Annotated in this window: 19 protein-coding genes and 1 pseudogene; 16 read left to right on the forward strand and 4 right to left on the reverse strand. The window is 42.7% G+C overall.

The window, feature by feature from the left end; all coding sequences use genetic code 11:
• Positions 1-115 precede the first annotated feature (115 nt).
• The 10 genes from ACYVLS_RS02465 (at position 116) to ACYVLS_RS02510 (ending at position 14,258) form a co-directional block, all read left to right on the forward strand.
• Positions 116-2,401 carry a pullulanase gene (locus tag ACYVLS_RS02465; RefSeq protein ID WP_460320821.1) on the forward strand — a complete coding sequence of 762 codons (2,286 nt, stop codon included), beginning with the start codon at positions 116-118 and terminating at the stop codon, positions 2,399-2,401.
• A gap of 206 nt (positions 2,402-2,607) precedes the next feature.
• Positions 2,608-4,269 (forward strand): glycoside hydrolase family 13 protein, encoded by a 1,662-nt coding sequence (locus tag ACYVLS_RS02470; RefSeq protein WP_460320823.1) that lies wholly within the window; start codon positions 2,608-2,610, stop codon positions 4,267-4,269.
• Positions 4,270-4,654: 385 nt separating this feature from the next.
• The gene (locus tag ACYVLS_RS02475; RefSeq protein ID WP_460320825.1) at positions 4,655-6,355 is read left to right on the forward strand and encodes a glycoside hydrolase family 13 protein; all 1,701 of its coding nucleotides are present in this window, start codon (positions 4,655-4,657) and stop codon (positions 6,353-6,355) included.
• 12 nt (positions 6,356-6,367) lie between these two features.
• Entirely contained in the window at positions 6,368-7,348 is a 981-nt protein-coding gene (locus ACYVLS_RS02480) for an ROK family glucokinase (RefSeq protein WP_460320828.1), read from the forward strand.
• Positions 7,349-7,400: 52 nt separating this feature from the next.
• Positions 7,401-9,584, forward strand: coding sequence for a PTS transporter subunit IIBC (locus ACYVLS_RS02485; protein ID WP_460320829.1), 2,184 nt, complete (start codon positions 7,401-7,403; stop codon positions 9,582-9,584).
• 15 nt (positions 9,585-9,599) lie between these two features.
• Complete coding sequence (locus tag ACYVLS_RS02490) at positions 9,600-10,451, forward strand: endonuclease/exonuclease/phosphatase family protein (RefSeq protein ID WP_460320831.1); 852 nt, start codon at positions 9,600-9,602, stop codon at positions 10,449-10,451.
• Between the two features lie 120 nt (positions 10,452-10,571).
• On the forward strand, positions 10,572-11,462 hold the full coding sequence (locus ACYVLS_RS02495) for a transporter substrate-binding domain-containing protein (protein ID WP_460320833.1): 891 nt from the start codon (positions 10,572-10,574) through the stop codon (positions 11,460-11,462).
• 76 nt (positions 11,463-11,538) lie between these two features.
• Positions 11,539-12,237 (forward strand): amino acid ABC transporter permease, encoded by a 699-nt coding sequence (locus tag ACYVLS_RS02500; protein WP_460320836.1) that lies wholly within the window; start codon positions 11,539-11,541, stop codon positions 12,235-12,237.
• A 12-nt stretch (positions 12,238-12,249) separates the two neighbouring features.
• Positions 12,250-12,993: an amino acid ABC transporter ATP-binding protein gene (locus tag ACYVLS_RS02505; protein WP_460320838.1), complete on the forward strand. Its 744-nt coding sequence runs from the start codon at positions 12,250-12,252 to the stop codon at positions 12,991-12,993.
• A 167-nt stretch (positions 12,994-13,160) separates the two neighbouring features.
• A complete protein-coding gene (locus ACYVLS_RS02510; RefSeq protein WP_460320840.1) occupies positions 13,161-14,258 on the forward strand; it encodes an NAD(P)-dependent alcohol dehydrogenase in 1,098 nt (365 codons plus the stop codon).
• 108 nt (positions 14,259-14,366) lie between these two features.
• On the opposite strand, the gene ACYVLS_RS02515 is transcribed toward ACYVLS_RS02510, so the two are convergent.
• From ACYVLS_RS02515 to ACYVLS_RS02530, 4 genes are all read right to left on the reverse strand, one after another.
• Entirely contained in the window at positions 14,367-15,698 is a 1,332-nt protein-coding gene (locus ACYVLS_RS02515; protein ID WP_460320842.1) for a 6-phospho-alpha-glucosidase, read from the reverse strand.
• 41 nt (positions 15,699-15,739) lie between these two features.
• Entirely contained in the window at positions 15,740-17,350 is a 1,611-nt protein-coding gene (locus ACYVLS_RS02520) for a PTS transporter subunit EIIC (RefSeq protein WP_460320845.1), read from the reverse strand.
• A gap of 140 nt (positions 17,351-17,490) precedes the next feature.
• On the reverse strand, positions 17,491-18,249 hold the full coding sequence (locus tag ACYVLS_RS02525; RefSeq protein WP_460320847.1) for a MurR/RpiR family transcriptional regulator: 759 nt from the start codon (positions 18,247-18,249) through the stop codon (positions 17,491-17,493).
• 35 nt (positions 18,250-18,284) lie between these two features.
• Positions 18,285-19,145, reverse strand: a complete 861-nt coding sequence (locus tag ACYVLS_RS02530; protein ID WP_460320850.1) for a MurR/RpiR family transcriptional regulator — start codon at positions 19,143-19,145, stop codon at positions 18,285-18,287.
• Positions 19,146-19,287: 142 nt separating this feature from the next.
• On the opposite strand from ACYVLS_RS02530, the gene gnd reads away from it, so the two are divergent.
• The 6 genes and pseudogenes from gnd to ACYVLS_RS02560 all read left to right on the forward strand — a co-directional run bounded on the left by gnd (position 19,288) and on the right by ACYVLS_RS02560 (position 25,920).
• Entirely contained in the window at positions 19,288-20,184 is an 897-nt protein-coding gene (gnd, locus tag ACYVLS_RS02535; RefSeq protein WP_460320853.1) for a phosphogluconate dehydrogenase (NAD(+)-dependent, decarboxylating), read from the forward strand.
• A 39-nt stretch (positions 20,185-20,223) separates the two neighbouring features.
• A pseudogene (locus ACYVLS_RS02540) lies at positions 20,224-21,555 on the forward strand (GntP family permease).
• Between the two features lie 64 nt (positions 21,556-21,619).
• Positions 21,620-23,152: a gluconokinase gene (gene gntK, locus ACYVLS_RS02545; RefSeq protein WP_460320856.1), complete on the forward strand. Its 1,533-nt coding sequence runs from the start codon at positions 21,620-21,622 to the stop codon at positions 23,150-23,152.
• Positions 23,153-23,260: 108 nt separating this feature from the next.
• Positions 23,261-23,539, forward strand: coding sequence for a toxin-antitoxin system YwqK family antitoxin (locus ACYVLS_RS02550; protein WP_460320859.1), 279 nt, complete (start codon positions 23,261-23,263; stop codon positions 23,537-23,539).
• 205 nt (positions 23,540-23,744) lie between these two features.
• Positions 23,745-25,202 (forward strand): ABC transporter substrate-binding protein/permease, encoded by a 1,458-nt coding sequence (locus ACYVLS_RS02555; RefSeq protein WP_460320861.1) that lies wholly within the window; start codon positions 23,745-23,747, stop codon positions 25,200-25,202.
• Complete coding sequence (locus ACYVLS_RS02560; protein WP_460320864.1) at positions 25,195-25,920, forward strand: amino acid ABC transporter ATP-binding protein; 726 nt, start codon at positions 25,195-25,197, stop codon at positions 25,918-25,920. The genes ACYVLS_RS02555 and ACYVLS_RS02560 overlap by 8 nt, the downstream gene beginning before the upstream one ends.
• Positions 25,921-26,446 lie beyond the last annotated feature (526 nt).

Genomic DNA, 26,446 nt, shown 5'->3' on the forward strand with positions numbered 1-26,446 from the left:
TTACTGTATACTGTTAAATATAGAAATTTTATATTAAAACAGAAATTAGCCAATTGCATGATAAGGAGAGGATCGTATTAATACTAAAGCCGAAAGAGTGATTTCAAGTGCCATATTGAAATCGGAAGAACAAATCGATTTGTTTTTTGAAACAGAAGAAATTACGGAAACTATTGTCGTAGAAGATAAGAACGGCAATAAAGTTTCAGTAGAATCAGTGACTGGAGACGAAGATAACAACCGCCTTCAATTGACCGGAAACTTTGTAGTGGAAAAAGCACCCTATACTGTTCAGTACAGCAATGAAAGAGTTCAGTCTATTTTGAGCTGGCAGTTGAAAGACAAGCTGTACACCTATGAAGGAGAACTGGGAGCGAAGCTTCATGCAGACGGCACTGCAGATGTTAAAGTGTGGTCGCCGAGTGCAGACTCTGTTTCTGTCCGCTTGTATGATAAAGCAGACCAGAACTGTGTAGTTGCCGAAGCGATTGAAATGAAACTTCTGGAAAAAGGAGTCTGGCATGTAACGCTGGATGAAAAGACGACTGGTCTGTCAGATGTAACCGGCTATTTTTATCATTTCGTTATTTCGCGCGAAGGGGAAACTGTTTTAGCCTTGGACCCTTATGCGAAATCACTGGCCGCCTGGGACCATACAAATCCGGAAAACAAAGTGGCAAAAGCTGCCTTGGTTGATTTGGAAAAAATTGGACCTGAACTGGACTATGCCGAGATTGAAGGCTTTGAAAAGCGTGAGGATGCGGTGATTTATGAAGTCCATGTCAGAGACTTTACCTCCGACCCTTCTATTTCCGGTGACTTGACGCATCAGTTCGGGACCTTCAAGGCTTTCATTGACAAGCTGGACTATATCAAGAGTCTAGGTGTCACTCACATTCAGCTCTTACCTGTGATGAGTTATTACGTCATTAATGAATTCAAGAATCAGGAACGCCTGCTTCACTATGCTTCAAATGACTCCAACTATAATTGGGGCTATGACCCTCAGAGTTATTTTGCATTGACGGGGATGTATTCAGAAAATCCAACTGACCCGGCTAAGCGCATTGAAGAATTCAAGCAGCTAATTAAGGCTATTCACGACCGAGGTATGGGCGTCACTTTGGATGTTGTCTATAATCATACAAACAAGACGCATATTTTCGAAGACCTCGAACCGAACTACTATCATTTTATGGACAAAGACGGAACAGCAAGAGAAAGCTTCGGCGGCGGACGGCTGGGGACCACTCATAAAATGGCACGCCGCATACTCGTTGATTCCATTGTTCACTGGGTGAAAGAGTACAAAGTGGATGGTTTCCGTTTTGATATGATGGGTGACCATGATGCAGAATCGATCCAACTGGCCTATGATGCGGCTAGAGAATTGAATCCGGCTGTTTTAATGATTGGTGAGGGCTGGCGCACATACGCTGGGGATGAAGAAGTCATGGCTGCTGATCAGGATTGGATGCAGCATACTGATGGTGTCGGCTCCTTTTCCGATGATTTCCGTAATGAGCTGAAGTCCGGCTTCATGAACGAAGGCGAGCCGAGTTTTCTAACTGGAGGCGTGCGTTCCATTCAACGCTTGTTCGACAATCTGACGGCCAATCCGCATAACTTCACGGCGACAAATCCAGGAGATGTGGTGCCTTATATCGAAGCCCACGATAATTTACCTTTACATGATGTCATTGCCATCGCACTCAAAAAAGATCCGGAGTTTAACCAGGAAGAGATTCATAAACGCATTCGACTTGGGAACCTGCTGGTACTGACTGCTCAAGGCACAGCCTTTTTACATGCAGGCCAGGAGTATGGGCGCACAAAGCAGTTCAGAAGTGATGACTTCAAGGAAAAGGTACCGGAAGAAGAGACGCCTGACCGTTCAATTTTTGTGACCGATAATGACGGCGAGCCCTTTACCTATCCTTACTTTATTGATGATTCGGTGTACGCAACGGATGCGGTCAATAAATTCGACTGGCAAAAAGTAACGGATAAGGAGGCTTATCCATTCAGTACGCTGACTCAAAGCTATACGAAAGGGTTAATCGAACTCAGACGCCAGACAGATGCTTTCAGGAAAGGCACGCTGGAAGAAATTAGAAAAAATGTCTTGCTTCTTGATGCACCAGAAATTGAGGAAGAAGACCTGGTTATTGCATTCAAGGCAGATGATTCAAATGGCGACAGTTACTATGTCTTTGTCAATGCCGACGAAAATGAACGCACACTGACTATTGAGTCGGACCTGTCTGGAGCTGAAGTTCTGGCTGATGCAGAAAATGCCGGGACTCAGCGTATTACTCAGCCAGCTGGTTTGTCTGTATCGGATAAGGCAGTGACGTTAGCTCCTTTAACTGCAGCAATTTTAGTGATGAAACACAAGTAATCGATACGCTGAGGTGAGAAAGTATGGAGATTTTGAGAGGAGGTTCCTGCCTAGTGACGCAGGAACTTTTTCCTTTTAACCATACTAAGTATAATGAAACGGCTTGGTACAAAATAATGTTTTATACACGTGGTGTGCGCTATACTATAAATAACGATAGTAATCAGAAACAAGATGTCACTGACTAAGACAGGGAGTGGGTTATTATGAAAAGTAGATGGTGGAAAGAGGCAATTGCTTATCAGATTTATCCGCGCAGTTTCTACGATTCCAACGGTGATGGCATAGGTGACTTGCAGGGAATTATCCAAAAGCTTGATTATCTGAAGGAATTCGGCATAGACGTCTTATGGGTGAACCCGATTTACCAGTCTCCTAATGATGATAATGGCTATGATATCAGTGATTATTATGCCATTATGGATGAATTTGGCAGCATGGCAGACTTTGAGGAGCTGCTTGACGAAGTACATAATCGAGGAATGAAAATTATCCTGGATTTGGTTGTCAATCATACATCAGATGAGCACGAATGGTTTATGCAGTCCCGCTCCTCAAAAGACAGTCCCTACCGTGATTATTATATCTGGCACCCGGGGAAGCCTGATGGTTCAGCACCCAATAACTGGGAATCCTTTTTCGGTGGTTCGGTATGGCAGTACGATGAACCGACGGAAGAATACTATATGCATATCTTTTCAAAAAAGCAGCCCGATTTGAACTGGGAAAATCCTGAAGTGCGAGACAAGCTGTATGAGATGGTGAACTGGTGGCTGGATAAAGGCATTGACGGCTTTCGAGTCGATGCCATCACGCATATTAAAAAAAGAGACGGGTTTCCGGATTTGCCGAATCCAAAAAACAGAAAATTTGTCCAGTCAAACGCAGGCCACGCTAATCAGCCGGGTATTGATGTGTTCTTGTCTGAGTTTGTGGAGCGAACGGTCAAGAACTATGACGTCATGACTGTTGGAGAGGCCGGCGGAGCCACATTTGAAAATGCCAGACACTGGGTGGACCAGGAGAACGGCTATTTTGATATGATCTTTCAGTTTGAGCACCTTGGACTATGGAAAGCCGATGACGGCAGCCTGGACATTGATGCCTTAAGAACAGCCATGTCGAAATGGCAGACTGGTCTGGAAGGGAAAGGGTGGAACGCCCTCTTTTTGGAAAATCACGATCAGCCGAGAAGCGTCTCAACCTGGGGCAATGACAAGGACTTAAGAAAAACTTCAGCCAAGGCACTGGCAACATTCTACTTCTTGATGCAGGGGACACCGTTTATTTATCAAGGTCAGGAAATCGGCATGACAAATGTCCGTTTTGACTCCATTGAAGAGTACAGCGACAGCGGCATTGTCAGTTTATATGAGTATGAAACCGGAAACGGGAGGACTCACGATGAAATGATGAAGTATATCTGGAAAAACGGGCGTGACAATTCACGCACACCGATGCAGTGGTCCAGTGAGCCTCAAGCTGGCTTTACGACAGGAATACCTTGGTTTGGTGTGAATCCGAATTACCCGGATATTAATGTGGAAGAATCGGTAAATAATCCTGATTCAATTTATCATTACTATAAAAAGCTGATTGAACTGAGAAAAGACTTACCTGCTTTAATCTATGGCAAGTATGAACTCATTGCAAAAGAACATTCTCAGGTTTATGCTTATTTACGTAAATACAAAGAAGAATGTTATGCAGTCATCGTCAACTTGTTTGATGAAGAAACTGATTTCTATCTGGAAGACGGGATGACATGCGAAAACCTGCTTATAGCTAATTATTCGGTAACAGATGAACGGGATATACTGATGCATCTACGCCCATATGAAGCACGCGTTTATAAAGTAACGACATAAGTAGTTTAACTATTCCGGAATAGGAAAGGTTCCCGTTATCGCGGGAACTTTTTTTATTTTAAAGTCTTTTATAGAAGTCAGAGGCGTTTGTAAACATTATATGCTGCAGACAATGATTAAAGGAGAGGTAATCGTCTATCACAAACTTAAAATAATATACGAGATTGTTTTTTTACAGAAAGAGTCACTCTTTGAAGCTGGCCTGCCATTTCTTAGTTATTGACTAGAGCCGGTGCTGCGAACGTTCATGTGTTTTTCATTTAAGAAAACTGATACCGATAACAGTTTTAAAACAGTTGAATCGGCAGCGGTTACACTATACTATTAACTCTGTTGTCATAAATAATATGACAAAGCAGACAATAATATGGAGTGACGACTATACATGGAAAAACAATGGTGGAAAAAAGCGGTAGCTTATCAGATTTACCCGCGCAGTTTTTATGATTCAAATGGAGACGGAATTGGTGACCTGCAGGGCATTATTCAAAAGCTGGATTATCTGAAAGAGTTGGGAATCGGTGTCATTTGGGTCAGTCCTGTTTATGATTCTCCTAATGATGATAACGGTTACGATATTAGTGATTACCATGGCATCATGCAGGAATTCGGGACAATGGCCGATTTTGATGAACTGATGAAAGAAGTACATAAGCGAGGCATGCGCATCATCATGGATCTGGTTATCAACCACACGTCTGATGAGCATGAATGGTTTATAGAATCCCGCTCGTCAAAAGATAATCCGTATCGTGACTTTTATATCTGGCATCCAGCGAAACCGGACGGGACTAAAATCAATAACTGGGAGTCTATTTTCGGTGGATCGGTTTGGGAATATGATGAACAGACGAATGAATACTACATGCATGTCTTTTCAAAAAAACAGCCGGATTTGAACTGGGAAAACCCTAAAGTGCGTGAACATTTGTATGAAATGGTCAACTGGTGGCTGGACAAAGGCATAGATGGCTTCAGAATCGATGCCATTTCTCACATCAAGAAAAAGAACGGCTTTCCGAATATGCCGAACCCGCTGAACAAAGAAGTGGTGCCGTCTTTTGACGGACACATGAATCAGCCGGGCATCGATTTGTTCTTATCCGAATTTGCTGAACAGACTATCCGCAACTATGATGTAATGACGGTCGGGGAAGCAAATGGCGTAAAAATCAAAGACGCTGACCGCTGGGTTGGCGAAGAGAATGGTTACTTCAATATGATTTTCCAGTTTGAGCACCTTGGCCTGTGGGGAGCAAACGGAGATGGACTGGACCTCAAGGAGCTGAAAGACGTGATGACCCGCTGGCAGAAAGGGCTCGATGGCCGCGGCTGGAACGCCCTCTTTATTGAAAATCACGATTTAGCCCGAAGTGTGTCAACGTGGGGAAATGACGGGGACTTAAGAAAAACATCCGGTAAAGCACTGGCGACCTTTTATTTCTTTATGCAGGGGACACCTTTTATTTATCAGGGTCAGGAGATCGGTATGACAAATGTGCAGTTTGATTCGATTCATGACTACGATGATATCGGGATGATTAACCTCTATCATAATGAAACGCAAAACGGTACTACGCACGACGAAATGATGGCTTACATCTGGAAAAACGGTCGGGATAATTCCCGGACACCGATGCAGTGGTCGAATGCACCGGAGGCGGGCTTCACAACGGGCACGCCTTGGTTTGGTGTCAATCCGAATTATCCGGATATCAATGTCGAGCAGGCACTTAACGATCCTGATTCACTGTACTACTATTACAAAAAAATGATTCAGATGAGACAGACAACACCGGCGCTGATTTACGGTCACTATGAACTGATTGCCAAAGAGCATGAACAGGTCTATGCCTATTTGAGAGCCTATGAAGGCGTGGAGTATGTCATTATTGTCAACCTGTTTAATCAGAAGACGGTTATCAATCTGGAAGAAGAACTTGAGTTAGGTGAACTGAAATTATCCAATTACACAGTAACGGATGAATTGAATGCGCATATGGAGCTGAGACCGTATGAAGCACGGGTTTATAAAGTGGCTAAGCAGAAAGTATGGCACGATCCAAACTATTACACTTTGTCATAGAGGAGCAGACAGATGAATAAAATGGCAATCGGAATTGATTTAGGCGGCACTACAATTAAATACGCATTTGTGACTGACCAGGGAGAATGTGTTGCCCAGTGGTCGACACAAACACCGACTCATGAGGGTGGGAGACACATTGTTCCGAAAATCTCCGCATCGATAAAAAAACAGATGAGAGAAATGGGGTTCACCTCATCTGATTTTACAGGTATTGGAATGGGCTCGCCCGGGGCAGTCAACCGCAAAGAAGGCACCGTGACGGGAGCGTACAACCTGAACTGGAGCGAGACTGTACTGATTAAAGAACAGATTGAACAGTCTTTAGACCTTCCCTTTTTTATTGATAATGATGCCAATGTTGCTGCCCTGGGAGAACAGTGGATGGGTGCTGCCAAAGACGAACCCAATGTCGTTTTTGTTACTCTGGGAACAGGGGTCGGAGGCGGAGTGATCGTTAACGGCCAGCTTGTCCACGGGGCAAAGGATACAGCTGGTGAAATCGGACACTTAAAGGTGGAAGAAGATGGCTTTGCCTGCACATGCGGCCGAAACGGCTGTCTGGAAACGGTGGCAAGTGCGACAGGAATTGTCTCTCTTGCAAAACAGGAAGCGAAACATTACGTCGAGACGTCTCCGCTGGCTCAGGGGATTACCCATGGCCAGACGATTACAGCCAAATTTGTCTTTGACAATATCAAACTGAACGATCCTTTGGCAGAAGCCGTGCTGAACAGGGTCGGTAAGTATCTGGGGACAGCCTGTGCGAATATTGCGAATATCTTAAACCCGTCTACGATAGTCATTGGCGGCGGTGTATCCAGAGCGGGAGACTTGCTTCTCCGCTTTATCCGCCCTCATTTTGAACAGACCGCTTTTCCGACGATTGCAGAAGACACCGCTATTCGTATTGCTTCGCTGGAAAATACAGCAGGCGTGCTCGGAGCCGCTTCACTTGTCTTTAAGAAGGCGTCGGATAGACTAGACGCATAACCTGAGGAAAGCGAACACAAAACAGATGATACTTAGAAGAGGAGAATAAATAATGAAAAAGATAATGAATTTTGAGTTCTGGCAGAAGTTCGGAAAGGCATTGATGGGTGTGATTGCCGTTATGCCGGCAGCCGGTCTGATGATCAGTATCGGTGGGTCCATTCCACTGATTAATCCGGATCTGGAAGCCCTGGTAGCCTTTGGCAGCGTGATTGAAAATATTGGTTGGGCAATTATCGGCAACCTCCACATATTATTTGCTCTAGCTATTGGTGGAAGCTGGGCTAAAGACAAGGCTGGTGGAGCGTTTGCCGCCGGTATCGGCTTTGTTCTGATCAATCGAATCACTGGAGCCATTTTTGGTGTAACAGGGGATATGCTGGCAGATGAATCAGCAGTCACGCAAACATTATTGGGAACGGAAATACCAGTCGATGGCTATTTCATTTCGGTACTGGAAGCCCCTGCTTTAAATATGGGGGTTTTTGTCGGAATTATTGCCGGCTTTATGGGCGCCATGGCCTTCAACAAATACTATAATTTCAGAAAACTGCCGGACGCCCTCTCGTTCTTTAACGGGAAGCGCTTTGTTCCTTTTGTTGTGATTTTATGGTCGCTTATAGCAGCTGTCGTCCTGTCCTTTGTGTGGCCAGTGATACAGTCTGGAATTAACAGCTTCGGTGTCTGGATTGCGGAATCTCAAGATACAGCACCCATTCTTGCGCCTTTCCTGTTTGGAACGCTTGAACGACTGCTCTTGCCGTTTGGCCTGCACCACATGCTGACAATCCCAATCAATTACACGCCTCTAGGAGGAACCTATCAGGTGTTGAGTGGGGCTCAAGAAGGCGCACTCGTCTTTGGACAGGATCCCTTATGGCTGGCATGGGCACGTGATTTAGTGAATCTGGATTCTGCCGGAGATACGGCTACCTACCAGTATGCACTGGAAAACTTTATTCCTGCCCGTTTCAAAGTGGGTCAGATGATTGGTTCATCGGGTATACTGATGGGACTGGCGTATGCCATGTACAAAAATGTTGATCAGGATAAGCGTAAACAGTACAAATCAATGTACTTTTCTGCCGGACTGGCTGTGTTTCTAACAGGTGTAACGGAGCCGCTGGAATTCATGTTCATGTTTGCTGCGATGCCACTATACGGAATCTATGCCCTTATTCAGGGAGCCGCCTTTGCAATGGCAGATATCGTTAACTTGAGAATCCATGCTTTTGGTAATATTGAACTGCTGACGCGTACGCCGTTAGCTCTTCGTGCAGGACTGGGCTGGGATTTGCTTAACTTCTTGTGGGTAACGGTACTCTTTGCAGTTGGAACTTATTTCCTGGCAGACTTTCTTATTAGAAAGTTCAACTATGCCACACCGGGACGAAAAGGCAATTATGAAGGCGATGCAAATGGCGCTGATACAAGCGCACCTGTAGATGCCTCCCAGCAAGTGTATGATATTATTCATTTATTAGGTGGAAAAAATAATATTGAAGATGTCGATGCCTGCATGACCCGTCTGCGTATTTCAGTTAAAGATACAGACAAAGTTGGAAGCGAAGCGCACTGGAAAAAAGCAGGAGCGATGGGTCTCGTCCATAAAAATACAGGTGTTCAGGCTATTTACGGACCGAAAGCGGATGTCCTGAAGTCAGATATTTTAGATGTTCTCGAATCAGGTGCGGACGTTCCGGCTTCAAGCATTGACAAGGATGCTGAAGTTGAAACAAATGACGAATCAGGCACACAAGGGACTGCAAAAACTACTCAGGCAGACTCTGTTCAGGTCGTTTCGGTTGCTGAAGGTAACGTTCAACCGATTACCGAAGCACCGGATGAAGTGTTCTCTCAGAAAATGATGGGTGACGGGTATGTGATTACACCGGAGGAAGACACGGTAGTTTCTCCTGTTTCCGGAACCATTACATCCATTTTCCCAACAAAACACGCAGTAGGGATTGAAACAGAAGAAGGCATTGAAGTGCTTGTGCATATGGGGATTGACACAGTTGAACTCAAAGGACAGGGCTTTGAAGTGTTTGTATCAGAAGGACAGACAGTAGCAGGTGGAGACAAGCTGGCTGCAATGGACCGCAAAGCTGTAAAAGAAGCTGGTAAACAAACAGCGATACTGGTAGTCTTCACCAATCTGTCAGACGCTCAGTCATTCGCCTTAGATGGTGATGGCACGCGCAAATCAGCAGACGTTATTGGAACAGTTAAGTAAAAAGGAGAGCAAATAATGAAGGTATTAACACTGAACACTCATGCTTGGATGGAAGAACATCCGGAAGGAAAATTGGAACAGTTGGCAGACAGTCTGGCTGAACAAGACTACGCAGTTATTGCGCTGCAGGAAGTCAACCAGTCAATGGATGCTGAGCCAGTCAGTGACGATGCCTTTATTTCTCCGGAAGAAACTCATTTTCCTGTAAGCATCAAAAAGGATAACTTTGCTTATCAGTTGGTTAAAAAGCTTCAGGAACGTGGCTCGAACTATTATTGGAGCTGGTCGGCAAGTCATATTGGCTACAGTAAGTATGATGAAGGGGTAGCGATTTTAGCTAAGACCCCCTTTAAAGCAGACAGTTATCTGGTTTCAGATGTAGCTGATTACGCCAACCACCTGACTCGAAAAGTTCTGAAAGCGTCAATTTCTCATTCTGGAAAAGAATGGAAGGTGTTTTCGGTTCATTATTCCTGGTGGACAGATGATGAAGGAAACCGACTTTTTCAGACTGAATGGAAGCGCACCTTGGATATAATTGGTAAAAACGAACAAAATAATCTTTTAGTCATGGGTGATTTCAATAATGATCCCGCTTCTCTTGGAGAAGGCTACGAACTAGTCCAGCAGACAGCGCCGTATTTATCGGATGCCTTTACAATCGCTGATTTTACGGTTGGAGAAGCAACGGTGATGCACGAAATCGACGGCTGGAAAGGCCATACAGATGATAAACGTATCGACTTTATCTTTGTAGGTGAAGACATCTCCGTTAAGCAGTATCGAGTCGTTTTTGATGGAAAAAATGAACCGGTCGTCAGTGATCACTTCGGTGTTGAAGCGCACCTGAAAATTAAAACTTACTAAAAGTTAGGATATAGCGTGACAAATAAATTAAAGCATGCTATATTAAATACTGGTCGTAATTAGCGGCCAGTATTTTTTAATGCTAATAAAGTTATAAATGTATGGAAAAGGGGAACATTCATGAAAAAAGGGTTATTTTTCACAAGTATAGTATCTTTAAGCGGGCTGCTTTTGGCTTGCGGAACGGATACCGCTACTGAAACGGAAACAGCAGACGACCAAGCTGAAGAGACTGTAGAAGAAGATGCTCAGCAAGAAACATCATGGGCAGATGTCGAAGAAGAAGGTGTGCTGACTGTTGGAACGTCTGGAACTTATGCACCCATTACATTCTTTGATGAAAATAATGAACTGACAGGATTTGAAGTAGAACTGGTCAGAGAAATTGGAGAAAAACTGGGCCTTGAAGTTGAATTTGAAACAATGGACTTTGACGGGATTTTGCCGTCTCTCAGAAACGGACAGATTGATGTTGCTGCTCATGACTTTGCCATTACTGAAGAGCGACTGGAAACGTTCGATTTTGTCGATCCGCATAAGTTCTCCTATGGTTCTATCATTGTGAGAGAAGAAGATCAGGACCGTTTTGAATCAGCATATGAACTGGAAGGCGTTGATGTTGCTGTTGGATCACTGACCAGTAACTATGCAATCTTTGCTGATAACATCGGGGCAAATGGAACGGCTTATGATGGTGGAGTAGAAGCCATTTTAAGAGACGTGATTAACGGCAATCAGGATGCGTATTTAAATGATTACCTCGTACTGATTAATACGTTGAATGAATTTGGTGATGACCGTCTGGCAATTGCGGAAGATGTTAAATTCCATGCTACAGAAAGTGCCATGGCTGTACTGAAAGGAAATGAGACCCTTCGCGACCGATTGAGTGAAGCTTTAGCTGAACTGAATGAAGAAGGTGTCGTTGCGGAACTGTCCGTTGAATTCTTAGGAGCCGATGTTACAGAGCCCGTTGATGAGTCAGAAATTGTCAGCCTTGACGGTGAATAAATAGTAAACTTGAAACATACAGGAAGTGCTTTTTCTTGTATGTTTTCTTAATTAAAGCAAGAGAAAGGACAACCTCATGTTTGATGCAATTAGAGATATAAGGTGGGAGTATCTGTTTGACTTTGAACTCGCAGTCGACTCCCTGCCATTTTTACTGCAAGGTCTGCAGAATACGATGATTATTTCCGTCTTCAGCATGTTCTTCGCCCTCATACTGGGTATCGTCATCGGGATTGCCCGTATGTCCAAGTACGCCGTATTTCATCTGCCGGCCCGTCTGTATATTTCCTTTATGCGGGGGACACCTTTACTGGTTTTTGTCTTTATTCTATACTATGGCCTGCCGGTTATCGGAGTGGAGTTTACGAACGCATTGGTTGCTGCAATTGTCGGAGTCAGTTTGAACTTCGCTGCCTATAATGCGGAAGTTGTCCGTTCAGCTATTCTTTCTGTGCCTCGCGGACAGTGGGAAGCGGCTGCTACCTTGCAGATGGATTACTTCCAAACCCTTCAAAAAGTCATTATTCCCCAGGCTACACGAATTGCCTTGCCGCCGACATTTAATATTTTTATGGATGTCGTCAAAGGCACTTCTCTTGCCTCGGTTATTACTGTGCAAGAACTCTTGTACAGCGGTCGACTGGTAGCCGGAAGAACATACGACAGTATGACGATGTATATTTCAGTCGCCTTGATTTACTGGATGGTCTGTATTGTCATCGGCTATTTCCAGGACCGCCTTGAAATCCGATACAACCGCTATCTATCCAGCTAGGAGGAAAAGAGATTGATTACAATTAAAGAATTGAAGAAAAGCTTTGATGACACCCCTGTCTTGAAATCCATTGATCTGCAGGTGAACAAAGGGGAAGTTGTGTGTCTTGTCGGTGCATCGGGTTCAGGAAAAACGACCCTGCTGCGCTGCTTGAACCTGCTGGAAACACCGGATGAAGGGACCATCAAAATTGGAGAAAAGGAAGTATCCTTCGGGGAGAAAGCCTTAAGCAAAAAGGACATCAAAGAGATCCGCCGCTATTCCGGCATGGTGTTTCAGGGCTTCCATTTGTTTCCTCATATGACTCTGCTTGAAAATATTACTCAGGCGCCACTGACTGCCAAGCTCCAGGATAAAGAAACCATCATGGAAGAAGCCAACGTTCTGCTTGAAAAAGTGGGGTTATCTGAACACCAGGACAAGTTTCCGGATGCCCTGTCCGGTGGCCAGCAGCAACGAGCGGCCATCGCCCGCGCTTTGATGATGCACCCAGAGGTCATGCTGTTTGACGAACCGACTTCGGCACTGGATCCTCAGCTGGTGCGAGAAGTGCTTAAAGTTATCGAAAGCCTGGCTAAAGAAGGGCAGACGATGGTGATTGTGACCCACGAAATGCATTTTGCCCGCCGTATTGCGGACAAGGCCTTTTTCATGGATGATGGCTATATTGTTGAGGAAGGCCCGGCTGAACAAGTCCTGGCAAATCCGAAAGAAGACCGCACACGCGAGTTTCTGGCCCTGCTTGAAGACGAATAGGTTGGATAGTTAATACTGAAAATAAACCGTTCAGCTTCTTTGAGGAGCTGGACGGTTTTTTTGTTCCTCAAGGGGAAAAATTATTTTATGAAAGCCTTTCCTTTGCTATATCTTTAATCGTTTGATAGGCTTAACATGTCAAAATATATGAAGGGAGTCAATAATTAATGAAAATAAATGCAGCAGTTACTCCGGGTCAAGGCAAGGAATTTGACATGCGGGAAATCGAACTTCAAGAGCCTAAAGCCAATGAAGTGCTGATCAAAGTCGTGGCGTCAGGTGTCTGCCATACCGATATGGTAGCGAGAGATACAGGTATTACGCCTAAACCGGCTGTCTTAGGTCACGAAGGGTCCGGTGTTATCGAAAAGGTAGGTTCAGGAGTAGAGAACTTTGAAGCAGGAGACCACGTCGTCATGAGCTATGTGCATTGTGGAAACTGTGAACAGTGTCTATCCGGCACGCCTGCAACCTGTGAATTTCTGACCCCGATGAACTTTGGGGGCAAAGCACAGGATGGAACGCATCGTCACTATGAAGGGGATGAGGAGCTTTCCATGTTCTTTGGGCAGTCATCTTTTGCTACTTATGCCATTGCCCATGAACAGAATATTGTTAAAGTTCCCAAAGACGTCGATCTGACTATTCTTGGTCCGCTCGGCTGTGGTATTCAGACGGGAGCAGGAACCGTTTTGAATAACCTTAAACCGAAGTTCGGATCAAGCATTGCCATTTTTGGTGCCGGCGGTGTGGGATTGAGTGCAGTTATGGCGGCTAAAATTGTCAACTGTGAGCACATTATAGCTGTTGACTTACATGACAGCCGTTTAGAGATGGCAAAAGAACTAGGAGCAACCCACGTCATTAATGGCGAAAAGGCAGAAGATGTTGTGGAAGAGATTAAGGAAATTACTGGTGGAGGCACGCACTATGCTATTGATACGACGGGTGTTTCACCTGTAGTCAAGCAGGCTCTTCAAGGCTTGAGACCCAGAGGAGAACTGGCCATTATCGGTGTCGGTTCAGATTTTGAAATGGATCTGATGCAGGACTTGATGGCCGAAGGGAAAATGATTAAAGGAGTCATCGAAGGGGATGCCGTACCGAAAGTCTTTATTCCCAAGTTGATTCGTTACTATCAGAAGGGTTTATTCCCATTTGACAAGTTAATCAAAACATATGACTTTGACGAAATCAATCAGGCATTCAGTGATTCTGAAAAAGGCGAGACGATTAAGCCTGTCTTGAAAATCGGTAAAGTGTAGATATTTTAAAATGCCTAGGTTGACAGTTAAATTACAAATAACTATTTAGTCACATAAAGAAACCTCAACTCATGATATCACTCATAAGTTGAGGTTTCTATTTGTTATTTATTTCAATTCAGGCCAGTAGCCTTTGTTAGCTTCAATTAAATCGTCTAGCAATTGTTTAGCGACTTCAGCACTGGGAACGATTTTCGACAAGCTTAGGGCTTGCCACAGTTTCTGGTAACTACCTTCGATATAGGCTTCAACAACTAATTTTTCAGCAGTCACCTGCTGAAGCATCAGTGCGCGGTTGAACGCAGGGATTTTACCTTGGGCCAACGGTTCGGGTCCATCACTACCGACGATACAAGGCACTTCTACCATGGCATCATCATCAAAATTGGCAATCGCTCCATTGTTTTCGACAATCAGAAGCATACGTTCTTTTGCATTGAATGCAATTGCACGAGCCAAATCCACTATAAATGACGCATGGCTATCGATATGGAAGCCACCATCAACTGCGGTTCCTTTATCAATGATATTACGAGCAGCTGTAAATACCTGTTTCTCTCGTCCGGCCATGACTTCATTAGCACGCGTGAAGTCAGGATTAGAACTGGCTACTTCATAATCCGGATAGAAATAGTACTTCAAATAGGTGTTAGGCAAATAGTTTGGTTCAATAGCTAATAAATCTTTAGCTTTTCTATGAGTGGCCTGCCAGCTTTCGTCCATGTGTTGTGTATCGACTTCGACTTGGGTCAGGTAACCATTTTCTGCCACATATTCTTTAATTTCATCAATATATTCATATCCTGTAGCCTTATCTTTAACGCTTGTCCACCATCCAAAATGGTTCAATCCGAAATAGCTAACTTCTAGCTTGTCTGGAGTGGTTCCGACAATTTGAGACATTCTGCGTAATGTCCCGACCGGCATATCACAGATATTTAGAACTTTTGAATCCGGACGCAGAACGCGAGTTGCTTCAGCAACGATGGCTGCAGGGTTTGAATAGTTAAGCATCCAGGCATCTGGAGAGTATTTTTCCATATAATCTATGATTTCAAGCATGCCGGTAATGCTTCGCATACCATAAGCAATTCCACCCGGTCCGCATGTTTCCTGACCAACAACACCATATTTTAACGGGATTTTTTCATCCTGTTCACGCATCTCGTACTTTCCTACACGAATATGAGCCATGACGAAATCGACATCAGTAAAGGCCACTTTTGGATCAGTTGTATAGGAAAATTTCAGGTTAGGCGCCTGTTCTTTTAGAAGAATTTCCAATGCTTCACCTAAAATACTTTGTCTGTCTCCATCATTATCGTACAGCTTCAGCTCTCTCATTGGGAAGCGGTCACTATTTTCAAGCATCATCATAACGATACCGGGTGTAAAGGTGCTCCCACCACCTGCAATTACTACTGATAAATCTTTCTTCATTTAAATCTTCCCCTTTTTTAATTAATTGTCTTAACTAGTGGTTATTCTTCTGAGTATCTGCCGAGATACTGTTCAACAGATTTTCTAATCTTATTCACTTGCAAACCATATACGACCTGAACATTCTTATCTTTAATCATCACACCGCTTGCACCTGTCTGATCTTTCAGAACGGCTTCGTTAACCGCTGAGGGATCAGCAAGAGTGAGTCTCAGTCTGGAATAGCAGTTTGTAATGGTTTTGATGTTCTCATCGCCGCCCAGTGCATGAACAATGGTTTCGGCCATGTCGCTTTGAGGTGCGTCAGTTGAAACAGTCGCACCAGGAATCACATCACCGGCTTTTTTCGCCTGATAGTCCTTCTTTGAATACAGACGGGTTTCACTTGACTTGTCTTCGCGTCCGATTGTCTTGAAGTTGAACTTAGTAATCAGGAAACGGAAGATTGCATAATAAAGACCAAAATAGATAATTCCGACTAGGATGTACATAGGCCAACCTGTCCGCTCAACACCCAAAGGTACATTGTACAGCAGGAAGTCGATAAATCCATTAGGACCGATAGCTCGGACATTTAACAGGTTCAACGTGACCATGCTCAGGCCGCTTAGAACTGAATGGATTACGAACAGAAGTGGTGCGATAAACATGAATGAAAATTCGATTGGTTCAGTTACACCCGCGATAAAGGACGTAAATACTGCTGGGATAAGAATCGCTTTGGCTTTCGCTTTATGTTCAGGCTTGGCTGTATGGTACATAGCTAGGCAGGCACCGATTAGGCCGAACATTTTAGAAATTCCACGTGCATCCCAGATAACACTTTCAGACAGGACACTGACTGTAGGATCAGCCATTTCTGCAAAGTAAATGTTACGGGCACCTTCAAAGATTTCCCCACCGACTTCAGCGACACCGCCAAGTGACGTATAAAGGAACGGTGTATAGACTAAGTGGTGAAGGCCTGTCGGAATGAGCAGACGTTCAAGTGTCCCATATAGGAACAGTCCGAAGTTTCCAGCTTGGTTGATAAAGACTCCAGTTGAGTCGATAGCTGACTGAATGACCGGCCATATGAAGCTTATCAGAATTGCTGAGAGAACAACGATTGGAATAAGAACTATGAAAACAAAACGTGAACCGCCGTAAATCTGGAATGCATTATCAAATTCGATTTCAGCAAACTTGTTATGAACATAAGCAGTGATGACACCCAAGATAATTCCCAGGAATACACCCATATCCAGGACCTGAACTCCCATCACCATTGTCTGTCCCGATCCTCTCAAGGTTTCCGGGTCGACTAGCAAGCCGTTCAGTGAAAGGAAGTTATTCATTGCATGAATAAAAACAAGAAAACCGAGGAGGGCAGTAAAGCCGGCTTCGGCCTTTTTCTTGTCGGAAAGGCCGATAGCAATACCCACACAGAATATCAGCCCCAAGTTTGTCAGGATTGAAACAAGTGACCCAGACAGGATTGTACCAAACCCTGTCGTAATCGGGTTATCCAAAAATGGAACGGTTTCAATTAACCGCGCATTAGTAAACAAGTTTCCGAAAGCTATAAGAATACCGGCAATCGGCAGAATAAGTACAGGAATGAACATGGACTTGGCAAAGCGTTGCATGTTATTCATTAGTTTGTCTTTCATTGATGTAATCCTCCAATTTTTTTATTAGTTAATAATGATGTTGATATAGAGAGTATATCGTGAAAGCGTTTAAAACGTTAGGGGTGTGAAAGCGTTTGAAACGTGTTTCGACAAAGCGAAACACGTTTCATCGAAAGCATTCAGCTGGAAAAACGGTCAAGGTAGCGTTCAACAATCAGCTCAAATGAAAAAAGAACGCCTGGAAAGAAGACGTTAGGAAGAAGGTTCTGATCATCCAGTTTGTGTGAATCGCTGATTTGAATGGAAAGGTTAGCCAGTTCAGCTATCCGGTTATTACTGTCTTGGGTATAGGCCACCGTGTAGATTTCAGCCTCGGATGCTGTTTTTAATTTCTGATAAACCTGGTCTGTTTCTCCAGACTTGGACACAACAAGCATGACGCCTATATCATCCAGATTATTCTCGAAGACACCGACGGAGTCCGACCCACTGGACATGATGACTTTTTTTCCTAATACTAGAAGTTTCTTATAAAGATACTCGGCTATGATTTTTGAGAAACCAGTCGCATAAATGAATATATATTTTTGCTTGTTCATTAGAACTTGATCGATAAAGGTGTCCATGGTCTCCACCGAACAGTCCTTTACTAATGAGGAAAGGGTACGATTCAAAAAGCGGCTTTCCATATAGTTTTCCCCGTTTTCCGCCTGCTTGATTAAGGGGAGAAGGGAATAGTACATATCGGTAAATCCTGTAAAGCCTAGCTTCTTGGATAATCGTATAACAGAAGCTGGGGAGGTATAGGTCTCTCTGGCGACTGCTCGGACCCCCATATCCTGAATGACTGTAATGTTTTCAACGATATAAGTGAGAATATCTGTTTCCAGGCTTGTCAATGATTTGCCTGCGGTTAACTTGCTTAAGTCGATCAACATGTATCCTTCTTTCTTAAATGTTTTTGAAAATGATTTTAAAGTCGTTTATATTGGATGGCTTCACGGACGTTTTTGAGAGATTCTGTGCCTTTCTCATCAAGAGCCATCATTAAATTGACGAACAGAGCATCTAAAATACTCAATTGTGCAATCCGAGACGCGAGAGCTTCAGATCTGTAATCTGTTTCTTCTGACAAGGTATATAACGGAATATCTACGGCTTGACTGAATGGCGACTGAGTATAACCGGTAATTCCTATTGTCTTGACCTTGTTTTTCTTTACTGTCTTCAAAATATCTTGAATATCCTTGGAATTTCCAGTGTGAGAAATCAGGATAGCCACATCATTTTCTTTAAGCTGTGAAGCGGACATTAACTGCATATGCGAATCGATTTGTGCATTGACCGAAAGACCGGTTCGTATAAACTTATGGTATCCATCTTGAGCGATGATGTTTGATCCACCGAAGCCAAAAAATTCTATTTTCCCGGCATTAAGGATAGTATCCACCGCTCGAGAGAAGTCCGCATCATCAATGACTTTTAGCGTATCTTCGAGTGTTTTTATATTGAAATGAAATATTTTTTCAAGAATTGTTTTTTTATCATCGGCTTCACTGACTAGATCGTGTATGTCTCCAAGATTTGAAGATGTTTCTGCTGCCAGAGAAATCTTCATGTCCTGAAAACCCTTGTAACCTAAGTGTTTACAAAAGCGGAAGACAGTAGAATCGGCGATATTTAATTCTTCTGCGATTTGATTAATTGTACCGTGAATAATTTGATTAGGGTGCTTAAGCAGGTATTCCGCCATAAGATGCTCTTTCTCACTAAATGTTGAACTTAACAAACGAATTCTCATTTTCAGTGGTTTATTCTCCAATGATTTTTCCAAAGTGGTTCACCTCTTGTATATGTCTATATACAGTATAAAATTAATTTCCGGAAAAAGAAATATATTTTATAAAAACGCTTGCAAAAAATAAAATTCTTCCGTATACTTTTTATATGGAAAATAATTTTACGGAGGAGATAAAATGAAAATAGCTATTTGTGGGTTAGGGAAAATGGGACTTAATTTAGTGGATAATTTAATAAGCAACAATCATGATGTAGTTGCTTATGATATAAATAATGATTTAGTTGAATCAGCTAATAAACTTGGAGCAATTGGTATAAATTCTCTTGAAAATATGGCTAATCAGTTTGATGAAAATAAAGTCATTTGGATGATGGTTCCTGCAGGAGATGTGACTGAAAATTTGATTAATGACTTAGTTCCTTTCTTGACCGAAGGTGACATTTTAATGGATGGAGGTAATGCGTTTTACAAAGATTCAATGCGGAGATACAAAGGGTTGAAAGAAAAAGGTGTCCATTTTATCGACATCGGAACAAGTGGCGGAATGGAAGGAGCTAAAGAGGGTGCATGCACGATGGTAGGGGGTGACAGAGAGGCCGTCAACAGAGTTGAAGAGATACTAGTTGATGTTTCTGTAGATAAAGGCTATCTCTACACAGGGGAAGCAGGTAGTGGCCATTTCCTCAAAATGGTACATAACGGAGTCGAATATGGAATGATGCAAGCAATTGGAGAAGGTTTCGATATCCTTGAAAAAAGCCCATTCGATTTTGATCATGAATCCGTTGCGCGAGTTTGGAATAACGGGTCAGTTATTAGGTCTTGGCTGATGGAGTTAATGGAAGACGCTTTTTCCGATGATCCAAAATTAGAAGGAATTAAAGGAGTTGTGCATGCTTCCGGTGAAGGGAAGTGGACGGTGGAAACAGCTATGGAACTTGAAACTGCTGCTCCAGTAATTGCCCTTTCACTTATGATGAGAAACCGCTCTCTAGAATCGGACACATTCAGTGGTAAAGTGGTCGCTTCTTTGAGAAATCAGTTTGGTGGACATGCAGTAGAAAAACATTAATTAAATTAAGAACTGGAGGAAAATAAAATGTCAAATACAATGCTTATATTAGTTGCCTTAGCAGGTATTTTGGGACTCTTATATCTAGTTATTCGTGCCAAGTTACATGCATTTGTTACAATTTTGTTAGTAAGTTTACTTGTAGGGGTAGGAACAGGTATGCCTCTCGATAGTGTTATCTAATCTGTACAAAGAGGTATGGGTGGTACATTAGGATTTGTCGCTATAGTTGTCGGTTTAGGAGCAATGTTTGGTAAGATGCTTGAAATATCTGGAGGGGTTGAAAGGCTGGCGAGTACTCTTCTAGAAAAATTTGGTGAAGATAAAGCACAGTGGGCATTTGGTATTGCAGGGTTTTTAGTGGCAATTCCTGTTTTCTTCGATGTTGGATTCATTATACTCGTACCAATTGTTTACGGTCTTCAGAAAAAAACCGGACGCTCACTATTGTATTATGGATTACCCTTATTAGCAGGACTGGCTGTTACACACGCTTACATCCCGCCTACCCCAGGTCCTATTGCAGTAGCCGACTTAGTAGGGGCAGACTTAGGATGGGTAATCTTGTTCGGGGCAATAGCAGGTTTACCATCTATGATTTTGGCTGGACCAGTATTTGGAAGATACATTTCCAAAAAAGTACATGTAGAAATTCCAGACTATATGAATTTTGAAGATAAAGAGTGGGATAAAGAATTACCAAGCTTCGGGATGATTGCCACAATAATTCTAGTTCCATTGGCGTTGATTTTAGCTAATACAATTTCTTCTGTAGTCTTTGAAGCAGATAGTTTTATCAGACAGGTTACGATGTTTATCGGTAATCCTATAGTAGCGTTACTGATTGCTACACTAATAACTTTCACTATGCTAGGTACTAAGAGAGGTTATTCTAGAAAAGAAGTGCAAGATATTGCTACTAAAGCACTAGAGCCAGTGGGAATTATTATTTTAGTAACTGGTGCGGGGGGAGTATTTAAAGAGATTTTAGTTGACTCTGGAGTTGCTGATATACTCGGTCAACAAATGGCAGCGTCACCATTACCGCCAATTCTGCTTGCATTCATGATTGCAGCAGTAGTTCGAATAGCGCAAGGTTCAGCAACAGTTGCAATGGTTACCGCAGCAGGCTTGATTGCCCCGGCACTTCCTTCAATGGGCGTTGAAGGACCTGGACTAGCACTTATAGTTATAGCGATAGCTGGTGGGTCCACTGGTTTTTCTCATGTGAACGATTCTGGTTTCTGGTTAGTTTCTAGATTCTTCGGAATGAGCGAAAAAGATACATTGAAAACGTGGACAGTAATGGGGTCAATCATTGGGTTTGTAGGACTAGGAATGGCTCTATTAATGGGATTGTTTATCATTTAAAAATAGTTTAAAGTAATTATTAAGAGTTATAGAGTAAATTATATTTATAGAAAGGATTTCGTTCATGAGAAAGTATTCCATGGGTGTAGATATCGGAACAACAAGCTGTAAAGCAGTTTTGTTTACTAAAGAAGGAAAAATTTTTCACCAAGTGACGGTAGAATATCCTTTATTAACACCGGAGCCCAAAGCAGCTGAACAAGATCCTGAGGAATTGTTTGAAGCTGTAATCACATCAATAAAACTGATTATGCAGAATTCTGGGATTAGACCATCAGATATTCAGGTAATATCATTTAGTGCCGCTATGCACAGTCTTATTGCAGTTGATGAAGAGAATGAGTTATTAACTAGAGCCATTATCTGGGCAGATCAGCGGAGCGAACCGTACGCCAAGAAAATTAAAGAAACAAACGGAGAATCAATTTATCACAATACTGGGACGCCCATTCATCCTATGTCTCCACTAAGCAAGCTAGTATGGATGCGAGAAGAAAAGCCTTTGCTTTTTAATAAGGCAGTTCGATTTATTGGAATTAAGGAATATATCTTTTATCGATTGTTTAAGGAATATGTTGTTGATTACTCAATAGCCTCTGCAACAGGTCTGTTTAATATGTACAGTATGGATTGGGACGTGGAAGCTCTCCAAACTGCAGGCATCACTAGAAATAAGCTATCACGCATAGTACCTACTACAGAAGTGTTTAGAGGGATGGACTCATCACTGGCTGAGCGAATGAATATTGATAAAGATACCCCAATTGTAATAGGTGCAAATGATGGATGTTTAGCTAATCTTGGAGTCAATGCGATTGATAAAGGTGTAGTAGCTGTCACAATCGGAACGAGTGGAGCGATACGCACAGTTACTGACAAACCGGTAACTGATCCTAAAGGCCGAATATTCTGCTATGCCTTAACTAAAGATCACTGGGTAATCGGAGGACCGGTCAACAATGGTGGCATGATTTTGAGGTGGTTAAGAGATGAGTTTTGCGCTGAGGAAATAGTAGAAGCCGAAGCAAGCGGGTTGGATGCGTATGATATAATCACAAGAAAAATTTCTCAAGTTAGAGCGGGTTCAAACGGTTTAGTCTTTCACCCTTATTTATCAGGCGAAAGAGCACCCTCTTGGAATGCTAATGCAAGGGGATCTTTTTACGGGTTAACTTTACAACATAAAAAAGAACATATGATGCGTGCGGTCCTTGAGGGTATCAATATGAACCTGTATATGGTTTTACTAGCTTTAGAAGAAGTTATTGGCATTCCGGAGAAAGTTCATGCTACTGGCGGGTTTGCTAATTCTACGGTATGGAGACAAATGTTAGCGGACGTCTTTGATCAGGAAGTACACATACCTGAAACTGTAGAAAGTGCATGTCTAGGTGCAGCAGTTCTAGGGCGTTATGCTATAGGTGATATTGACACTCTAGAAGAGGTTAGAGATATGGTGAGTACGACAGAAATAAGTAAACCTCAAGAAGAAGAGGTAAGAATTTATGAAGAACTTATGCCTATCTATATTCGTTTAAGTCGTCTGTTTGAAGAAGAGTATGACGCAATAACTGAATTTCAGCAAAAATATAAATAGCAATTCATCAGTACCCGACTAAGAATTCGTTAGCCGGGTACTTTTTAGTGTATGCTGTATATATTCCGAGGAAAATAAGTATATAGAGTAGACGAAAGGAGTCTAAACATGCTTGAGAAAAAAGAGTATAAAAATGGTCAGAAGGTGTATGAACTGACAGACGACTATCTGATTTATTATTTTGAAGATGGCACGGTCAAGTCAAAAGGCCCATATATCGGTGAAATGATGGAAGGGGAATGGCAGTTTTATCGTAAGACCGGTCAGCTCTGGCAGGTCGGACAGTTTAAGCACAACCAGAAGCATGGACGATGGGTACGTTATAATAAAGAAGACGAACTGGAATACGATGAGACATTCGAGCAAGGTAAGCAGCTGAAAAAATAATTCAATTTAATGAATACGACTAGAGGCAGAAACCAATTCTGTCTCTTCTTTTTTTGGTTGAAAACGCTATCTAGAATATACATAAATAATACATAAAACATTACTTTTAAACATTATTGACCTTTTTTCATAAAATATCTTGCATAAATATAGTCGTGATGGTATCATTCTTTTCAAGACATTAAAGAAAAGGGAGAGTGAAACGATGGAAAAGAGTATAAAAGGAATACTGGTCTTATTTATTTTTATAAGTAGTTTATTCATTTCTGCGGATACCGTATCGGCAGATGATGGATCATCGCTTGAGCGAATTCAGGATGAGGGTGTGCTTGTTGTGGGGACAAGTGCTGACTTTCCTCCGTTTGAATTTTATGCGGTAGTTGATGGTGAACGTCAGGTTGTCGGTATGGACATGATGATTGCCCAAAAAATTGCAGATGATTTAGGTGTTGAACTGCAGATACAGGATATAGGCTTTGACAGCCTGCTTCCGGCGCTTGAAGCCAGAAATGTTGATGTGGTTATTGCGGGGATGACCCCAACAGCTGAACGTCGTAGAAGTGTTGATTTCTCTGATATCTATTTTCAGACCTTTCAGAATATAATGGTTCGTTCGGCGGATCAGGATGTGTATGACTCCATAGAGTCATTAAGTGGGCAGCGTGTGGGAGTTCAGTCCGGCTCCTTACAGGAAGGCTTGGCAGAACAGATTCCGGATGTCGAAACCATGAGTCTGACAAACCTTAGCGATTTACTTTTAGCATTAAAGACGAACCGTATTGAAGCGATTGTGATGCAGGGTCCCAACGCGGAAGCGCATGCCGGTCACGATGAGGATTTATATACATTTATCGCCGATTTTGACATGGACGATGATGATGCGGGTTCTGCCATTGCTTTCAGACAGGGAGAGGCATCTCTGGTGGATGCAGTCAATGAAAGTCTGGCGGAAATTGAAGAGCAGAATCTGACTGAAGAATACCTGGCTATTGCCGGAGAATATATGGCTCAGGAAAGTGCGGAGGAAGGCTTTGTAGCGAGCTACTGGGAGTACTTCTGGGATGGGACATTAATTACTTTGCTCATTTCAGCAGCAGGTGTGTTGTTCGGACTGATTCTCGGGTCACTACTCGCGCTGATGCGTCTGTCGAAAAACGTTCTGCTTAAACTTCTGGGCACAACTTATGTTGAATTTGTTCGTGGAACGCCGCTTCTGATTCAGGTTATGTTCATCTACTTTGCATCAGGGATGTTCTTTAATTTACCGGCATTGACTGCCGGAATTATCGCGGTTTCACTGAATTCCGGTGCTTACATCGCGGAAATTATCAGAAGTGGAATTAACTCAGTCAACAAGGGACAGGATGAAGCCGCCCGAAGCTTGGGAATGAGCAAAAAGCAGACCATGCGTCATGTTATCTTCCCGCAGGCCTTGAAAAATATCTGGCCCGCATTGGGTAATGAATTTATTACAATTATTAAGGAATCGTCTATTGTTTCCGTCATTGGGGTCGGGGAGCTGATTTTTCAGACGCGAGTGGTTCGTTCCATCTCCTTCCAGGGAATCCTGCCTTTATTTGTGACCATGCTGATTTACTTCACTTTGACGTTCAGCTTGACGAAACTGTTGAATTACTATGAAGGGAGCATGAATCATGATTAAAGTGAATCAGTTGAAAAAATCATTCGGAAAAAACGAGGTGCTGAAAGACCTTAATGAAGAGGTTGCTCAGGGAGAGGTGGTCGTGATTATTGGTCCATCCGGTTCAGGGAAATCGACCTTTCTACGTTGTCTCAATTTACTGGAAGAGCCTTCTGATGGGGAAATTGTATTTGAAGGGACAACACTGACAGGTTTAAATGAAAAAGATCTGAACAAACTTCGTCAGAAAATGGGAATGGTGTTTCAGCAATTTAACTTGTTCCCTCATATGACAGCTAAGGAAAACTTGACGGTTGCTCCGGTTAAATCCAAAGGTGTGGATGTCAATGAAGCAAATCAAAAAGCCTCCCAGCTCCTGCAGCAAGTCGGGCTTGGAGACAAGGAAAATGCCTATCCATCCAACTTGTCCGGCGGCCAGCAGCAGCGTGTGGCGATTGCCCGCGCTCTGGCGATGGACCCTGACGTCATGCTCTTTGATGAACCAACGTCTGCTCTTGATCCGGAAATGGTCGGTGAGGTGCTGAAAGTAATGAAAGACCTGGCCAAGTCCGGTATGACCATGGTTGTGGTAACGCATGAAATGGGCTTCGCCCGTGAAGTGGCTGACCGCGTATTGTTCATGGATGATGGAATCATTGTTGAACAAGGCACGCCGGAGGAAATCTTTTCTAATCCAAAAAATGAACGTACACAAGACTTCTTGTCTAAAGTACTATAATAGGTGAAGTGGCTATCCTAATTTGGGTAGCCACTTTTTTTAGTGCATATAAAGGAAAGAAGGCAACTGTGCCTTCTTTTATCTTATTTAAAATCACTGCCGAGTATATGGATAGATAGGAAGTACTACCAACTCTACTCTTGATGGAGTTCAGAAAGTCTATGATGAATGAACTACACCGTGCGTGTAGTTCAGCCCACTCCAAAAAGCCTGAACTGCATCTTTGCAGTAAAATATCTGTTTATTGTGTAGTTTAAAAAGCTGAACTGCATTATTTTAGCTGTTGGGTTAAGTTCAGCTTTACATAATCAAATCTACTATACGAACGGCAGAGTTTAGTTTTATAGAGCGACGTATGTTTATAGAAGAGACAGGCAAATTCGTCATTTTATAATGAAATAATAGATTTAATAATAATTAATTAGACAAACGAATAAAAACACGAACATTAACCCATTAAAATAATTTAATATTCATTAAAAAGGTTGACTCGTTCAAAGAGTTTAATTAAGATGAAGACTCGGTA

Source organism: Alkalibacterium psychrotolerans (genome assembly GCF_054784355.1).

Excerpts from the sequence above, each read along its gene's own strand:
- ACYVLS_RS02480 (WP_460320828.1), top strand. The coding sequence starts at position 6,368 with ATGAATAAAATGGCAATCGGAATTGATTTAGGCGGCACTACAATTAAA.
- ACYVLS_RS02550 (WP_460320859.1), top strand. The coding sequence starts at position 23,261 with ATGCTTGAGAAAAAAGAGTATAAAAATGGTCAGAAGGTGTATGAACTG.
- gnd (WP_460320853.1), top strand. The coding sequence starts at position 19,288 with ATGAAAATAGCTATTTGTGGGTTAGGGAAAATGGGACTTAATTTAGTG.
- ACYVLS_RS02475 (WP_460320825.1), top strand. The coding sequence starts at position 4,655 with ATGGAAAAACAATGGTGGAAAAAAGCGGTAGCTTATCAGATTTACCCG.
- ACYVLS_RS02510 (WP_460320840.1), top strand. The coding sequence starts at position 13,161 with ATGAAAATAAATGCAGCAGTTACTCCGGGTCAAGGCAAGGAATTTGAC.
- ACYVLS_RS02555 (WP_460320861.1), top strand. The coding sequence starts at position 23,745 with ATGGAAAAGAGTATAAAAGGAATACTGGTCTTATTTATTTTTATAAGT.
- ACYVLS_RS02490 (WP_460320831.1), top strand. The coding sequence starts at position 9,600 with ATGAAGGTATTAACACTGAACACTCATGCTTGGATGGAAGAACATCCG.
- ACYVLS_RS02485 (WP_460320829.1), top strand. The coding sequence starts at position 7,401 with ATGAAAAAGATAATGAATTTTGAGTTCTGGCAGAAGTTCGGAAAGGCA.
- ACYVLS_RS02525 (WP_460320847.1), bottom strand. The coding sequence starts at position 18,249 with ATGTTGATCGACTTAAGCAAGTTAACCGCAGGCAAATCATTGACAAGC.
- gntK (WP_460320856.1), top strand. The coding sequence starts at position 21,620 with ATGAGAAAGTATTCCATGGGTGTAGATATCGGAACAACAAGCTGTAAA.
- ACYVLS_RS02495 (WP_460320833.1), top strand. The coding sequence starts at position 10,572 with ATGAAAAAAGGGTTATTTTTCACAAGTATAGTATCTTTAAGCGGGCTG.
- ACYVLS_RS02500 (WP_460320836.1), top strand. The coding sequence starts at position 11,539 with ATGTTTGATGCAATTAGAGATATAAGGTGGGAGTATCTGTTTGACTTT.
- ACYVLS_RS02515 (WP_460320842.1), bottom strand. The coding sequence starts at position 15,698 with ATGAAGAAAGATTTATCAGTAGTAATTGCAGGTGGTGGGAGCACCTTT.
- ACYVLS_RS02520 (WP_460320845.1), bottom strand. The coding sequence starts at position 17,350 with ATGAAAGACAAACTAATGAATAACATGCAACGCTTTGCCAAGTCCATG.
- ACYVLS_RS02470 (WP_460320823.1), top strand. The coding sequence starts at position 2,608 with ATGAAAAGTAGATGGTGGAAAGAGGCAATTGCTTATCAGATTTATCCG.
- ACYVLS_RS02560 (WP_460320864.1), top strand. The coding sequence starts at position 25,195 with ATGATTAAAGTGAATCAGTTGAAAAAATCATTCGGAAAAAACGAGGTG.